Annotated in this window: 14 protein-coding genes; 4 read left to right on the top strand and 10 right to left on the bottom strand. The window is 64.1% G+C overall.

Annotated elements, in window-relative coordinates:
* Positions 1 to 22 precede the first annotated feature (22 nt).
* A complete protein-coding gene (locus ACFPU0_RS26225; protein WP_377696250.1) occupies positions 23 to 1,447 on the top strand; it encodes a PLP-dependent aminotransferase family protein in 1,425 nt (474 codons plus the stop codon).
* A gap of 653 nt (positions 1,448 to 2,100) precedes the next feature.
* A complete protein-coding gene (locus ACFPU0_RS26220) occupies positions 2,101 to 2,325 on the top strand; it encodes a VF530 family DNA-binding protein (protein ID WP_377696219.1) in 225 nt (74 codons plus the stop codon).
* Positions 2,326 to 2,370: 45 nt separating this feature from the next.
* Here the strand turns inward: ACFPU0_RS26220 and ACFPU0_RS26215 are convergent, their stop codons facing one another.
* The 3 genes from ACFPU0_RS26215 to ACFPU0_RS26205 all read right to left on the bottom strand — a co-directional run bounded on the left by ACFPU0_RS26215 (position 2,371) and on the right by ACFPU0_RS26205 (position 4,738).
* Entirely contained in the window at positions 2,371 to 3,549 is a 1,179-nt protein-coding gene (locus ACFPU0_RS26215; protein ID WP_377696218.1) for a saccharopine dehydrogenase family protein, read from the bottom strand.
* 52 nt (positions 3,550 to 3,601) lie between these two features.
* A complete protein-coding gene (locus ACFPU0_RS26210; protein ID WP_377696217.1) occupies positions 3,602 to 4,036 on the bottom strand; it encodes a nuclear transport factor 2 family protein in 435 nt (144 codons plus the stop codon).
* Between the two features lie 360 nt (positions 4,037 to 4,396).
* On the bottom strand, positions 4,397 to 4,738 hold the full coding sequence (locus tag ACFPU0_RS26205) for a hypothetical protein (RefSeq protein ID WP_377696216.1): 342 nt from the start codon (positions 4,736 to 4,738) through the stop codon (positions 4,397 to 4,399).
* Positions 4,739 to 4,997: 259 nt separating this feature from the next.
* Here ACFPU0_RS26205 and ACFPU0_RS26200 point away from each other — a divergent pair, with 259 nt between their 5' ends.
* On the top strand, positions 4,998 to 5,552 hold the full coding sequence (locus tag ACFPU0_RS26200; protein WP_377696215.1) for an AtpZ/AtpI family protein: 555 nt from the start codon (positions 4,998 to 5,000) through the stop codon (positions 5,550 to 5,552).
* Positions 5,553 to 5,736: 184 nt separating this feature from the next.
* Here the strand turns inward: ACFPU0_RS26200 and ACFPU0_RS26195 are convergent, their stop codons facing one another.
* Genes ACFPU0_RS26195 through ACFPU0_RS26175 form a run of 5 tightly spaced genes read right to left on the bottom strand, consistent with a single transcriptional unit; the run spans position 5,737 to position 10,697 of the window.
* Entirely contained in the window at positions 5,737 to 6,054 is a 318-nt protein-coding gene (locus ACFPU0_RS26195) for a cytochrome C oxidase subunit IV family protein (protein WP_377696214.1), read from the bottom strand.
* A 19-nt stretch (positions 6,055 to 6,073) separates the two neighbouring features.
* Complete coding sequence (locus tag ACFPU0_RS26190) at positions 6,074 to 6,760, bottom strand: heme-copper oxidase subunit III family protein (RefSeq protein ID WP_377696213.1); 687 nt, start codon at positions 6,758 to 6,760, stop codon at positions 6,074 to 6,076.
* Between the two features lie 4 nt (positions 6,761 to 6,764).
* Positions 6,765 to 7,454 (bottom strand): cytochrome c oxidase subunit 3, encoded by a 690-nt coding sequence (locus tag ACFPU0_RS26185; RefSeq protein WP_377696212.1) that lies wholly within the window; start codon positions 7,452 to 7,454, stop codon positions 6,765 to 6,767.
* Entirely contained in the window at positions 7,451 to 9,226 is a 1,776-nt protein-coding gene (ctaD, locus tag ACFPU0_RS26180; RefSeq protein WP_377696211.1) for a cytochrome c oxidase subunit I, read from the bottom strand. The genes ACFPU0_RS26185 and ctaD overlap by 4 nt, the downstream gene beginning before the upstream one ends.
* A 16-nt stretch (positions 9,227 to 9,242) precedes the next feature.
* Positions 9,243 to 10,697 (bottom strand): c-type cytochrome, encoded by a 1,455-nt coding sequence (locus ACFPU0_RS26175; RefSeq protein ID WP_377696210.1) that lies wholly within the window; start codon positions 10,695 to 10,697, stop codon positions 9,243 to 9,245.
* On the opposite strand from ACFPU0_RS26175, the gene ACFPU0_RS26170 reads away from it, so the two are divergent.
* Complete coding sequence (locus ACFPU0_RS26170; protein WP_377696252.1) at positions 10,644 to 10,982, top strand: hypothetical protein; 339 nt, start codon at positions 10,644 to 10,646, stop codon at positions 10,980 to 10,982. The genes ACFPU0_RS26175 and ACFPU0_RS26170 overlap by 54 nt on opposite strands.
* A gap of 290 nt (positions 10,983 to 11,272) precedes the next feature.
* On the opposite strand, the gene cydB is transcribed toward ACFPU0_RS26170, so the two are convergent.
* Together cydB and ACFPU0_RS26160 are read right to left on the bottom strand one after the other, a co-directional pair.
* On the bottom strand, positions 11,273 to 12,289 hold the full coding sequence (gene cydB / locus ACFPU0_RS26165; protein ID WP_377696209.1) for a cytochrome d ubiquinol oxidase subunit II: 1,017 nt from the start codon (positions 12,287 to 12,289) through the stop codon (positions 11,273 to 11,275).
* 16 nt (positions 12,290 to 12,305) lie between these two features.
* On the bottom strand, positions 12,306 to 13,706 hold the full coding sequence (locus ACFPU0_RS26160; protein WP_377696208.1) for a cytochrome ubiquinol oxidase subunit I: 1,401 nt from the start codon (positions 13,704 to 13,706) through the stop codon (positions 12,306 to 12,308).
* Positions 13,707 to 13,711 lie beyond the last annotated feature (5 nt).

Genomic DNA, 13,711 nt, shown 5'->3' with positions numbered 1-13,711 from the left:
ATCCACGCTATTTGGACTTCAAATGACTGTCAATCCAATTAATGACACCCTGTCATTGCTCAGAAATGCGCTGGATTCGGGCCAGGGATCCAAGTACAAGCGCCTGGCCGACGCGATGGAAAAACAGATTCGCAGCGGCAGCCTGGAGGCCGGCAGCAAGCTGCCGCCCCATCGCATCCTCGCCGATCGCCTGGGCGTCACCGCTGGTACGGTCAGCCGCGCCTATGCCGAGCTGGAGCACCTGGGGCTGGTGATCGCCAGGGTCGGTGACGGGACCTTCGTGCTTCACCGCGAGCTCGCCCACAAGCGGGATGAGGGCTTTCGCAACGCAACGGAAGAGACGGCCGGGCATTTCGACATGAGCCGCAACATGCATATCCCGGGGCAGGAAACCGCCTTCCTCGCCAGGAGCCTGATGCAGTTGGCCGGCAATCCCCAGCGGTTGCACGAACTGATGGTCTACAGCTTGGAACAGGGGATGCCGCGCCACCGCCAGAATGGCGCCCACTGGCTGGCCAACGGCAAGTTCCAGCCACAGGCGGAGCAGGTGCTGTGTACCAACGGTGGCCAGCACGGTTTGCTCTGTACGCTGATGGCGCTACTGAGACCCGGCGATACCGTCGTCACCGAGCAACTGACCTATCCCGGCCTGATCAGTGCCGCGCGCATGCTGGGCATCCGCTTGCTGGGGGTGGCAATGGACGAAGAAGGCCTGATACCGGCAGCCCTGGACGATCTCTGTCGGCACAACCGGGTGAGCGCCCTCTATTGCACTCCTACCTTGCAAAACCCCACTACCGCGGTGATGTCGCCTACGCGACGAGAAGCGATTACCGAACTGTGTCGGGAACACAACCTGCTTGTTATCGAGGACGAGGCTCACGCTGTTCTGGTGAAGGACCGACCGCTGCCGTTGAGCCACTGCGCGCCAGAGCGCAGCATCCTGATCAGCAGCCTGAGCAAGGCCGTAGCGGCCGGCCTGCGCGTGGGCTACCTGCACGCTCCGGCGGCGCTGGTGGGACGGCTGGCGGCGGCCCTGCGCGGGTCCTGCTGGATGGCTACGCCGCTGGCGATGGAATTGGCCAGTGACTGGATCGAAAGCGGTATCGCAGAACAATTGCTGCACCAGCAGATCAGCGAGATAGAACGGCGCAAGGCGCTGGTGCAGGGGCAGCTGGAGGGACTGAACTACCGGACGCACCCACAGAGCCCGCATTTCTGGATCGAAGTACCGGAGCCCTGGCGCGCCTCGGACGTTGAGGCAGAGCTGAAATTGAAGGACTACCTGATCTCAACGGCTGAAGCTTTCGCCGTGGGCCGGGCGGCGGTGCCCCAGTTCGTGCGAGCCAGCGTCAGTAATTCATCCCATGACGACGGGTTGCTGATGGAGGGCTTCCGGGCACTGGCCGCTGCCCTGCGACAGGAGGTTGGAGCGGTACAGGAGTGATCGGAAGAGGTTGAGCGAAGCGATATCGGTCGATGGGTATCGCAAGCTCGCGGAACGCCGCCCGACCCATCCTACGAACTGGATTCCTGATGGCGCTGACTACTTGTGGGAGCGATTTCAATCGCGATTGCAGATCGAAGATCTGCCGGGGACGGCTTCGCCGTCCTTTCGCGAATGAATTCGCTCCCACGACTCCACACTTCGTAGCGCCGTAGGGTGGAAATCCCGGTAACGGATTTCCACCAGCAAGCGCCTATGTAGGGCTCAGCGCACCGACCGGCAGCTCTGTAGGATGGGTAGAGCGGAGCGAAACCCATGCTGTCGGATCGATGGGTTTTGCAAGCTCGCGGAACGCCGCTCGACCATCCTACGGGCTAGTTCGCCTTCAGGCAGAAGCTCCGAATCGCCTCGCAGGCTGCACGCAGCGACGCATCATCCAGCGCATAGGCGATGCGGATGTACCCGGCCAGGCCGAAGGCGCTGCCCGGCACCAACTGAGCGGGAGCACAGGCGCTGTCGGTTTTCGACAGCGCCTTGGGTTATCGGTGGGGTCGACCGGTTCGCGCGAACGATCGCTATCTGCCTGGCTTCAACTTATGGCCAAAAGCGCACATAGTGCCCACCTTTCTCCCGGCCACCGGACAAGACACGCCATGACCCAGCCCCCGAAAGACCCGCTCCACGGCATCACCCTGGAAAAGCTGCTCAACGAACTGGTGGCCCACTACGGCTGGGAGGGGCTGGCCAAGCGCGTAGACATCCGCTGCTTCAAGAGCGACCCCAGCATCAAATCCAGCCTGACCTTCCTGCGCAAGACACCCTGGGCGCGGGAGAAGGTGGAGGCGTTGTTCGTTCAGCTGCGACAGGGGCAGGAGTGAGTCAGTGGCTCGAATTCACCACTGGGTCGTGCCATTCCCTGGCCCTCAGGCCTCCATCCTGAAGGTCAACCCGGCGCGCTCCGTCAGCCGCCGGATCAGTTTCTCGCCCATTGCCGGCGCCGTGGTCCAGATGCCACCGGGGGTATCCCGGGCTTCCCAAAGCAGGCATAGCGCGGCCTCGGCGATCATCCGCGAGGTCGAGCCGTAGCCCGGGTCGCGCTTGCCGGAAACACTGGCCCGGAGGGTCCGCCCATCCGCCATCTCGCCGATGAACAGCAGGTCGTAGAAGCCGCTCTCGCGTTCCTCCCGGCTCGGGCCTTCGCCGGGCTTGGGCGCCTTGTCGCTGGCCAGGGAACGGTCGCTGGCCACCGCCTCGGCGGTCGCCCTGCCCTGCTCGCCCGGGCCGGTCAGGAGCATCTCGTCATAGACGAAGTCCTCGCCATAGGCATGGCCGAGCAGGAAGTTGGAGCGGTGCACATTGCGGGTGTTGATGGCCGCCATGATGAATGGCGCCGCCCAGCTGCCCAGGGACTCGTCGTAGGCGGGGCGATCCGCGGCGGGTTGGCTCGGGCCACTGAAGCCGGGCGTCAGGGAGAAGGGATTGGTCAGCAACTGGAGCACCTGTGGATCGGCCTTGGCCGCCGCGAGAGTGGCCTTGAGACTGGCCGCCGTACCGCCGGAAAAGCGGCCCTTCATCTTGCGTACGCGACCCTTGATCCGCGACAGCGGTGCGCCGAAGCGCTCCCGGGCGGCCCGTTGCAGGAAGAACACTCCGAGATCGAAGGGAATGGAATCGAAGCCGCAGGAAAAGACGATACGCGCGCCGCTGCGCCCCGCGGCCTCGCCATAGGTGTCGATCATCCTGCGCATCCAGGCCGGCTCGCCGCAGAGGTCGACATAATCGGTCCCCGTCTCGGCACAGGCGGCCACCAGCGGTTCGCCGTACAGCTGGTAAGGCCCGACGGTGGTCAGCACCACCCGGGTACGCCCGACCATGGCCCGCAGGCTGGCAGGGTCGTCAATGTCCGCGACCACCAGGGGGGTGCCGGCCGGCGCACCGATCTCCTGGCGGACCAGGGCCAGCTTGCCGGCATCGCGGCCGGCCATGGCCCAGTGCAGGTTGGCGCCATCGGCGTAGGCCTGGCTGAGGTACTCGGCCACCAGCCGGCCGGTGTAGCCGGTGGCACCGTAGACGATGAGGTCGAACTCGGCTGCCTGCTTCATCTGCACACCTCCTGAAAATGATCGGGGGAGCCCGGCGCCCCCCACATGTTCCTCAGGCCGAAGTCCTGGCTGCGGCCAGGTAGGGTGCCAGGCGCCGCCCCATTTCTTCGCCCAGGGCCTGGAGTCCGCTCATGGGACGGACCATCACCTCGAACTCGACGATCTTCCCGTCTTCGTCGAAGCGGATCATGTCTATGCCCTTCAGCTCGCGTCCGCCAACCCGGGCACTGAACTCCAGCACCACATTGAGGCCATCCGCCGTAGCCAGCCCTCGGTGATAGGCAAAGTCAGTAAAGACCTTGATCACGGTATTGAGAATGGTCGAAACCACTTCTGCGCCAGGATAGGGCGTATGGGCCATGGGCGAGCGAAACACCGCGTTCGAATGCAGGAGTTCGGGCAGTGCGGCCAGATCGCCCCGGGCGACCATGCCGTGCCAGCGCTGCAGCGAAGCCGCCGCCTTGGGGTGCAGTTTCAGTTCAGACATGTTGTTTTCCTTGTCAGCAGCCATCAGGGGACGATTGCACAGCGCAGTGAATCCGGCTCGGGGCGCGAGCCGATCGGGGTAAGGCGAAGACGTCATGACAGTTCACCTGCAGGCGATTCCCGGTAACGAATCCTGCTCTGGTGAGTTCCTCGGAAATGGACGATACGGCCCGAAAGCACGCAGTCTCAATGATCGAAAATGACAGTTGATTGATCCTGTCGCACAGAATGGCGCCCGGACCGGTCGATCCACTTCGAACCCTGGAGAGTTGCCGCCGGATCTTCAGGGCGCACCGGCGGCGGCATATACAGATATACGACAGCCCCGGAGCGGCGCTCCGCTCCGGGGCTGCATTGCGCCCTACCCCAGCTGATCGATCATTACCGAATTGGTGTACACCAGGCTGCCATCGCTCTCCCTATGCCCGACCAGGTGGAACTGCCCGCGTTCGTCTCCCTTGCTCAGGTAGACGCGGAACTGCAGGTCGGACAGCGAGCCGCACTCGGCGGGCGTGATCAACTCCATGTGCCCCATGTCGGCGTCGATCATCATTTCCCGCTCATGGGTCTTCTGCAGGCGTTCTTCCGCTTCTTCGAGCCGCAGGTGATCGGAGTCGTTGACATGGAAATGAAGATCGCCCATCGGGATGGACTTTTCCGCCCCCTGGGGCTTGCACCAGCTTTTGATGGTCAAGGTATTCATCTAGCGACCTCCTGACGTGGGCGTTGCCGCGCCTGCTGTTCAATCCCCAGTTTAGACAAGCCCCGTTCCGCGAATGCGTCAGCCATCGTCAAAGCCGCGCGTGACAAGGGCTTCGGGCATTTCAAAAAAGTCCGGGTGCTATAATTTTCCGGTGAAAGAACCCTGAACTTCTATCCATGTTTGGAAGATAACCATCAGGAATAAACCATCTGTTGCGGGAGACGGCATACAACTTTGAACAAGAGCCCGGAGGTATGTCATGAATCGGCACTACTACATCAGCGACAATCTCGATGACCTGGAAACCGTTGAATCCGAGCTCGAGGCCAACGGCATCAATACCGAGCAGATCCACGTGTTGAGCGACAGGGATGCGGATGTCGAACAGCACCATCTCCATGATGTGAATTCCTTCATGAAGCAGGACGTCGTCCACTCCGGCGAAATCGGCGCGGTGATCGGCGTGCCCCTGGCCGCCCTGATCCTGCTGGGCGCCTGGCTGGCGGGCTGGACCGATACGCCGGCAGGCTGGGTGCCCTTCGTGTTCCTGGCGCTGGTGGTGCTGGGTTTCTGTATCTGGGAAGGCGGCTTCTTCGGCATCCAGGTGCCCAATGCGCACTTCCGCAACCTGAAAGAGAAGGTGAAGGAAGGCGAGCACATCTTCTTCGTCGATGTGGAGCCTGCGCAGGAATCCATCCTCGACCGGGTCATCGTCCATCACCCGCAACTGAGGCTGGCCGGAACCGGCCCGGCTTCACCGCACTGGATAGTCTCCTGGCTGCACCGCTGGCATCAGTTCAAGCGGACCATCTAGCGCTGCGAGGGCAGGACTTCGTCCTGCATGGCGAATGAATTCGCCCCTACAGAGGAGCTGACCGACGAAACCTGGGTGGATAGCGCTTCTCTATCCACCAGCGAGGCATTGCAAGACACCGATGGTGGAAATCCTTGAAGGGATTTCCACCCTACGGCCGATTGACGTGGAATCTTCCACGGGGCTACTGGCCAAGCAGGAGACCACGCGTGAAGAACACGTAGTCCGCCTCGGCGGCCATCAGCCCCACCAGCACCAGCAGGCACAGCGGCGGCACCAGGATGGCGTAGACCAGCGCCAGGCGCTCCCATGCCATGTGCATGAAGATCGAGACGATCAATCCTGCCTTCAGCAGCATCAGGATGAGGATCATCGACCAGCGGAAGTACCCCGTGAAGTGGAAGTAGTCCACCAGGTAGGACAGGGTGCTGAGGATGAACAGCAGCCCCCATATCTTCAGGTACAGGCTGATCGGGTGTTGTTGACCTTGCGCATGCGCCATCTGCATCACTCCCCTGCCCTTACCACAGATAGAAGAACGCGAAGATGAACACCCAGACCAGGTCCACGAAGTGCCAGTAGAGGCCGGCGATCTCGACGATCTGGTAGTTCCCGCGTTTCTCGTAGTCCCCGCGCAGCACCTTGAAGGCCACGGTGCACAGATAGATCACCCCCACCGACACGTGCAGGCCGTGGAAGCCGGTGATCATGAAGAAGCAGGCGCCGAACTGCGCCGCGCCCATGGGGTTGCCCCAGGGGCGAACGCCTTCGGCGATCAGCTTGCTCCACTCGAAGGCCTGCATGCCGACGAAGGTGGCGCCGAAGGCCGCGGTGGTCAGCATCAGTGCGGCGCTGCGCACGCGGTCGCGGCGGTAGCCGTAGTTCACCGCCATGGCCATGGTGCCGCTGCTGCTGATGAGCACGAAGGTCATGATGGCGATCAGGATCAGCGGGATGTGGGCGCCGCCGATGTTGAGGGCGAAGACCTCGCTGGGATTGGGCCAGGTGGCGGTAGTGCTGATGCGCACCGACATGTAGCCGGTGAGGAAGCAGGTGAAGATGAAGGTGTCGCTGAGCAGGAAGATCCACATCATCGCCTTGCCCCAGGGCACCTGCTTGAAGGCGTCGCGATCCGAGGACCAGTCCTGGGCTATGCCCCGCCAGGCCGATGGGTTGGCGGCCGGGGTCTCCCGCGTCGATGTGGCCATGGCGTTACCTCAAGCCGCAGAAGGCCGCGATGGCCTGGTAGGTTTCCGGTGTGCTGGTGAGCAGCGCGAAAAGCACCAGCCACAACCCCAGCAGGTAGTGCCAGTAGAAGGCACAGAACTCCATGCCGGTCCGCAGGCGTTCGGCCGGACCATGGCGCAGCAGGCGTTGCGCCACCACGCCCCAGGCCACCAGGCCGCCCGCCAGGTGCAGGCCATGCAGGCCGGTGAGCAGATAGAAGAAGCTGTTGGCCGGGTTGCCCGAGACGAAATAGCCCCAGGCGGCGAACTGCTGCCAGACCCAGAGCTGCCCGCCGAGGAAGGCGACGGCGAAGGCACCGCCGAGCAGGAAAGCCAGGCTCGCCGTGCTCACCTGGTGGCGTTCTATCGCCACCTTGGCCCATTGCAGGCAGGCGCTGCCCAGGGCCAGCAGGGCGGTGTTCACCCAGAGCATCCAGGGATGGGCCAGGGGCGCCAGCGGGTCGGTCAGCGGGCGCCAGTCCGACACCTGCGAGCGGGCGATGAAGGCCAGCAGGAACAGCAGGAACAGCGAGGTCACCACGCCGAGGAACACCCCCAGACCGACCCTGGCGGTCCTGCGCCGGTCATGGATGGGCGCCTCGGGTCCCTGGGACTCGCCCGGGCTCCAGCCACCCGGCTCGGCGCCGCCGGCATTTTTCCACAGTTGTGTGCTCATGGCCGTTTCTCCACCGATGAGGCCTTGCCGTTGGCCTCGCGCAGGCTCTGCAGTTCGGCTTCGGAAACCGTCTGCGGCACGAAGTCCTGCTCGATGCCCGGCACGCTGTAGTCATAGGCCCAGCGATGCACCACCGGCAATTTCTCCCGCCAGTTGCCATGCACCGGCGGCGTGTCCGGTGTCTGCCATTCGAGGCTGGTGGCCTTCCACGGGTTGCCACCGGCGGGCCGTCCCTTGAAGGTGCTCCAGGCCAGGTTGACCAGGAACAGCAGTTGGGCCGTGCCGACGATCAATGCCGCCACCGTGATGAAGGCGTTGAGGTCCTGGGCCGACTGCGGGATGAACTGGTAGTCCGGGTAGGCGTAATAGCGTCGCGGCATACCGAGGAAGCCCAGGTAGTGCATGGGAAAGTAGATGGCGTAGGTGCCGAGGAAGGTGATCCAGAAATGCAGCTTGCCGAGGGTGTCGTTGAGCATCCGCCCGGTGATCTTCGGGAACCAGTGGTAGATGGCGCCGAACACCACCAGGATCGGCGCCACCCCCATGACCATGTGGAAGTGCGCCACGACGAAATAGGTATCCGATAACGGAATGTCGACTATCACATTGCCGAGGAAGAGCCCGGTGAGTCCCCCCACCAGGAAGGTGACGATGAAGGCCAGGGCGAAGAGCATCGGCACCGTCAGGTGGATGTCGCCATGCCAGAGGGTCAGGGTCCAGTTGTAGACCTTGAGTGCGGTGGGCACGGCGATCACCAGGGTGGTGACGGCGAAGAAGAAACCGAAATACGGGTTCATCCCGCTGACGTACATGTGGTGGGCCCAGACCACGAAGCTCAGCACGCCGATGGCGACTATGGCCCAGACCATCATGCGGTAGCCGAAGATGTTCTTGCGCGCGTGGGTGCTGATCAGGTCCGACACCAGGCCGAATGCCGGCAGCGCGACTATGTACACCTCCGGATGGCCGAAGAACCAGAACAGGTGCTGGAAGAGGATCGGGCTGCCGCCCTGGTGGTCCAGCGGCTGGCCCATGGAAATCAGCGCCGGCATGAAGAAGCTGGTACCCAGCAGGCGGTCGAAGAGCATCATCACCGCGCTGACGAACAGTGCCGGGAAGGCCAGCAGCGCGAGGATCGAGGCCATGAAGATACCCCACACCGAGAGCGGCATGCGGAACAGCGTCATGCCGTGGGTGCGTGCCTGCAGCACGGTGGTCACGTAGTTCAGGCCGCCCATGGTGGCGGCGGCGATGAAGATCGCCAGGGACACCAGCATCAGCACGATGCCCCATTCGGTACCCGGCGTGCCCTGGGTGATGGCCTGGGGCGGATAGAGGGTCCAGCCCGCGCCCGTGGGTCCGCCCGGCACGAAGAAGCTGGCCAGCAGCACCAGTACCGAGAGCAGGTAGAACCAGTAGCTGAGCATGTTCACGTAGGGGAAGACCATGTCCCGCGCGCCTACCATCAGCGGGATCAGGTAATTGCCGAAGCCGCCTAAGAACAGCGCCGTCAGCAGGTAAATGACCATGATCATCCCGTGCATGGTCATGGCCTGGTAGTAGGCGCTCGGGTCCATGAATTCCAGGCTGCCGGGGAAGCCGATCTGCATGCGCATCAGGCCGGAGAGCACCAGGGCGACCAGGCCGACGGAGATGGCGGTCAGCGAATACTGGATGGCGATGACCTTGTGGTCCTGGCTCCAGATGTAGCGGGTGAAGAAGCTCGTCGGCTCGTGCAGCGCATCGGCTTCGGCATGCTCGAGATGGGCCATCGGAAACCCTCCGCGTCTACGGCGCCTGCTCCTGCTTGCTGGCGTCGGGGTTCGCCCTGGATTTGATGAAGGCGATCAGGGCGTCCAGTTCCGGATCGCTGGGGGTGAAGGCCGGCATCACCGGCGCGAACCCCTGGACCAGCTTGGCGGCGGGCGTGCGCACGGACTCCTTGAGGTAGGCCTCGTCCGCCTCGACCTGGCTGCCATCGGCCAGGGTCACGCGGTGGCCATACAAGCCCTTCCAGCTCGGCCCCACGCCCTTGCTGCCATCCAGGCTGTGGCAGGCCAGGCAACCCATGGACTCGGCCAGTCGCTGGCCCTGCTCCACGGCGTCGCCCGCCGCACCGGCGGAGCCCTGCTCCTGTTGCCCGGCGGCGCTCAGCGACTGGATGAATGCGACCAGGGCGGCCAGCTCATCCTGGCTGAAAGTATAGGGCACCATCACTGGCGGATAGCCTTGCACCAGACGCGCCTTGGGCTCGACGATGGACTCCTTCAGGTAGGCCTCGTCGACTTTGACGCTGCTGCCGTCCGCGAGTTTCTCCTCACGACCGTAGAGGTCTTTCCAGCCCGGCCCCAGGCTGGCGCTGCCATCCTGGCTGTGGCAGGCCCGGCAGCCATGGGTTTCCGTCAGCTGGCGGCCTTTCTCGACCAGGCTGCCCGGGCTGGGTTTGCTGGCGGCGGCCAGGGTCTGGGCGAAGGTCGGCTGGGCGGCCAGCCACTGCTCGAAGCGGTCCGGCGGTTCCACCAGCAGGTTGCCGCGCATGTTGAAATGCCCTACCCCGCAGAACTCCGCGCAGAGGATCTCGTATTTGCCGGCCACCGTCGGCGTGAACCAGAAATGCGAGACCATGCCCGGCACCATGTCCATCTTTCCGCGGATCTGCGGGATGTAGAAGTTGTGCAGCACATCCTTGGAGCGCAGCAGCACCTTCACCGGCCGGTCCTGGGGCAGGCGCACCTCGTTGTTGCGAATCAGCACGTCGTCCTGGCCCGCCGGGTCATCGGGGTCGAGACCGAGGGGATTGCCCGCATCGACCCACTTGACGTCCGCGCGGCCGAGCTGGCCATCCTTCCCGGGAAAGCGGAAGGCCCACTGCCATTGCTGGGCGACCACCTCCAGCGGCGAGGCATCTTCCGGAACCTGGACGAAGTCGTTGTAGACCACCAGTCCCGGCGCCAGCATGCCGATGATGCCGAGGGAGGTGACCACGATCAGCGACCATTCCAGCTTGCGGCTTTCCGGCTCATAGAGGGCGCGTGAGCCCTGGCGGTGGCGGAAACGAATGATCGCCACCACCATGAAGCCGACGATGGCGATGAAGAACACACCGGAGATGACCAGGGTGATGAGTAGCGTGGCGTCGATCGAGCCCCAGTTGGATGCCGCCGGGGTCAGGTGCCAGGGCGCCAGCAAATGGAACAGCACGGACGCGACAACGATGATAACCAGGATGATTGCTATCGCCATGTTCCCGTCGCCTCGTTCCTGATGCGCCGTGCGCGGGTAGAGCATGCGACGGTCATCGGCATTGCAGCAGCTGCGCCTTCCGGCTTCCGGCACTGCCGGAAGTTCGGCCTCTGTCCCCCAATGGCAAAGTTGGTGGCAAGTATAGCCGCTGCTGCCCGGCTGCCCGCCGCATTCACCGAAGCGTCGAACCGAGCCGGGTTACAGGTCACCACCGATGGAAAGGCCTTCCTCACCCGCAAATGGGCCAAGGAGCATGTGGTGACTCGCGCCTGGTGCCTTGAGTAATCCTGAAGCCCATTCATGGCCTGCAACGGCGCACTTGGGCCGATGCGCACACCGAACCCGCCCCCTCTCCCTGAGGGAGAGGGCCGGGGTGAGGGGGAAATATCCAGCCTGCGCCGGATTTAATCCGGGCTACTCGCAGCGCGTAGGGTGGAAATCCCTTTGGGGATTTCCACCATCGGTGTCTTGCACTGCCTCGCTGGTGGATAGAAAAGCGCTATCCACCCTACGCAATGTCCGGGCCTGCAGGAGCGAATTCATTCGCGATCGAAATCGCTCCCACGCTCCAGTCATCAGTGATACCCATCCCCCACCCGCACCTTGCCGCGGAACACGTAGTAGCTCCACACCGTGTAGGTGAGGATGATCGGCAGGATGAACAGGGTGCCGATCAGGGCGAACAGCTGGCTGGTGGCCGGCGAGGACGCCTGCCAGATATCGATGTAGGGAGGCACTATCTTCGGCCAGACGCTGATGGCCAGGGCCAGGTAGCCGAGGAAGATCAGCGCCAGGGTCCAGATGAAAGGCAGGTGCGAATGGCGGCGACGCAAGGTGCGCTGCACGCCCGCCACCGCCCCCACCGCGCCCAGGGCGATGAGGACGAACAGCAGCCGATAGTCGCCGTCGAACCAGCGCGCGGCGATGTCCCGGTGCTGGCTCGGTGTCCACACGCAGATCACCACGATGACCGCCAGCAGCAGGTAGGCCAGCGGCCGGCTGTAGTGGCGCATGCGCGATTCCAGCATGCCTTCGGTCTTCACCAGCAGCCAGGTGCTGCCGAGCAGCGCGTAGGCGACGATCAGCGCCAGGCCGCAGAACAGCGGGAACGGCGCCAGCCAGTCCAGCGGGCCGCCGGCGAACTGGCGGTCCACCACCGGGATGCCGGCGATGTAGGTGCCGATCACCACGCCCTGGAAGAAGGTCGCCACCAGGGAGCCGCCGATGAAGGACTTGTCCCAGATGTGCCGCTTGCGCGGATGGGCCTTGAAGCGGAACTCGAAGGCCACGCCGCGGAAGATCAGCCCCGCCAGCATCAGCACCAGCGGCAGGTAGAGTGCCTCCAGCACCACCGAGTAAGCCAGCGGGAAGGCGCCGTAGAGCGCGGCGCCGCCCAGCACCAGCCAGGTCTCGTTGCCATCCCAGACCGGCGCCACGGTGTTCATCATCACGTCGCGTTCGTCCGCATCGGAGATGAAGGGGAAGAGGATGCCCAGCCCCAGGTCGAAGCCGTCCATGATCACGTACATCATCAGGCCGAAGGCGATGATCACGCTCCAGATGAAAGGCAGGTCGATACCTTGAATTGCCATGATTCGCTACTCCAGTTCAGCCGGCCTGCAGGCCATGTTCGAGGTCCTGTCCCGCCGCCGAAAGCGGCCGGCGCGGCGTGGCCGGCACAGGGTGCTGGTGGCCCTGCGGCCCTTTGCGCACCAGGCGCAGCATGTAGCCGATGCCGGCGCCGAACAGGGAGAAGTACACCGCCACGAAGATCGCCAGGGTCACGCTGAGTTGCACCACGCTGTGCGCCGAGGCGGCCTCGGCGGTACGCAGCAGGCCATGGACCACCCAGGGCTGGCGGCCCACCTCGGTGGTGAACCAGCCGGCCAGCAGCGCGATCAGCCCGGATGGCCCCATCAGCAGCACCAGGCGCAGGAAGCCCTTGTGCCGGTACAGCGCACCGTTGCGGCGCAGCAGCAGGGCCAGCAGGCCGGTGAGGATCATCAACATGCCCAGCCCGGCCATGATCCTGAAGCTCCAGAACACCACGGTGGAATTCGGCCGGTCCTCCTTGGGGAAGCTCTTCAGCGCCGGGATCTGCCGGTCCAGGCTGTGGGTCAGGATCAGGCTGCCCAGGTAGGGGATCTCCACGCTGTAGCGGGTCTTCTCGGCCGCCATGTCCGGCAGGCCGAAGAGGATCAGCGGGGTCGCCTCGCCGGGGCGGTTTTCCCAGTGGCCCTCGATGGCTGCGATCTTCGCTGGCTGGTGCTCCAGGGTATTGAGGCCGTGGGCGTCACCCACCACCGCCTGGATCGGCGCCACGATCAGCGCCATCCACATGGCCATGGAGAGCATCTTGCGCACGGCCGGGTCGTCGCGCCCACGCAGCAGGTGCCAGGCCGCCGAGGCGCCGACGAAGAAGGCGGTGGACAGGAAGGCGGCGATGGCCATGTGCGCCAGGCGGTAGGGGAAGGACGGGTTGAACACTACGGCGAACCAGTCCACCGGCAGCACGCGACCGTCGACTATCTCGAAGCCCTGGGGCGTCTGCATCCAGCTGTTGGAGGCGAGGATCCAGAAGGTGGAGATCAGGGTGCCGATGGCCACCATCACCGTAGAGAAGAAGTGCAGGCCGCGCCCTACCCTGTCCCAGCCGAACAGCATGACGCCGAGGAAGCCGGCCTCGAGGAAGAAGGCGGTGAGCACCTCGTAGGTCAGAAGAGGGCCGGTGATGCTGCCGGCGAAGTCGGAGAAGCGCGCCCAGTTGGTGCCGAACTCGTAGGCCATGACCAGGCCGGAGACCACGCCCATGCCGAAGTTCACCGCGAAGATCTTCGACCAGAACTTGTACAGCTCGCGGTAGACCGGGTTGCCGGTCTTCAGCCAGAGCCCTTCGAGCACCGCCAGGAAGCTGGCCAGGCCAATGGTGATGGCGGGAAAGATGATGTGGAACGAGACCGTGAAGGCGAATTGGACCCGCGCCAGGTCCAGCGCTTGGGGATCGAACATGGAGG

It is taken from the genome of Pseudomonas sp. GCM10022186, from assembly GCF_042656385.1.
Lineage (GTDB): Bacteria > Pseudomonadota > Gammaproteobacteria > Pseudomonadales > Pseudomonadaceae > Metapseudomonas.
Note: the sequence above shows the minus strand (reverse complement) of the source record. Positions and strands in the feature narration are given on the sequence as shown.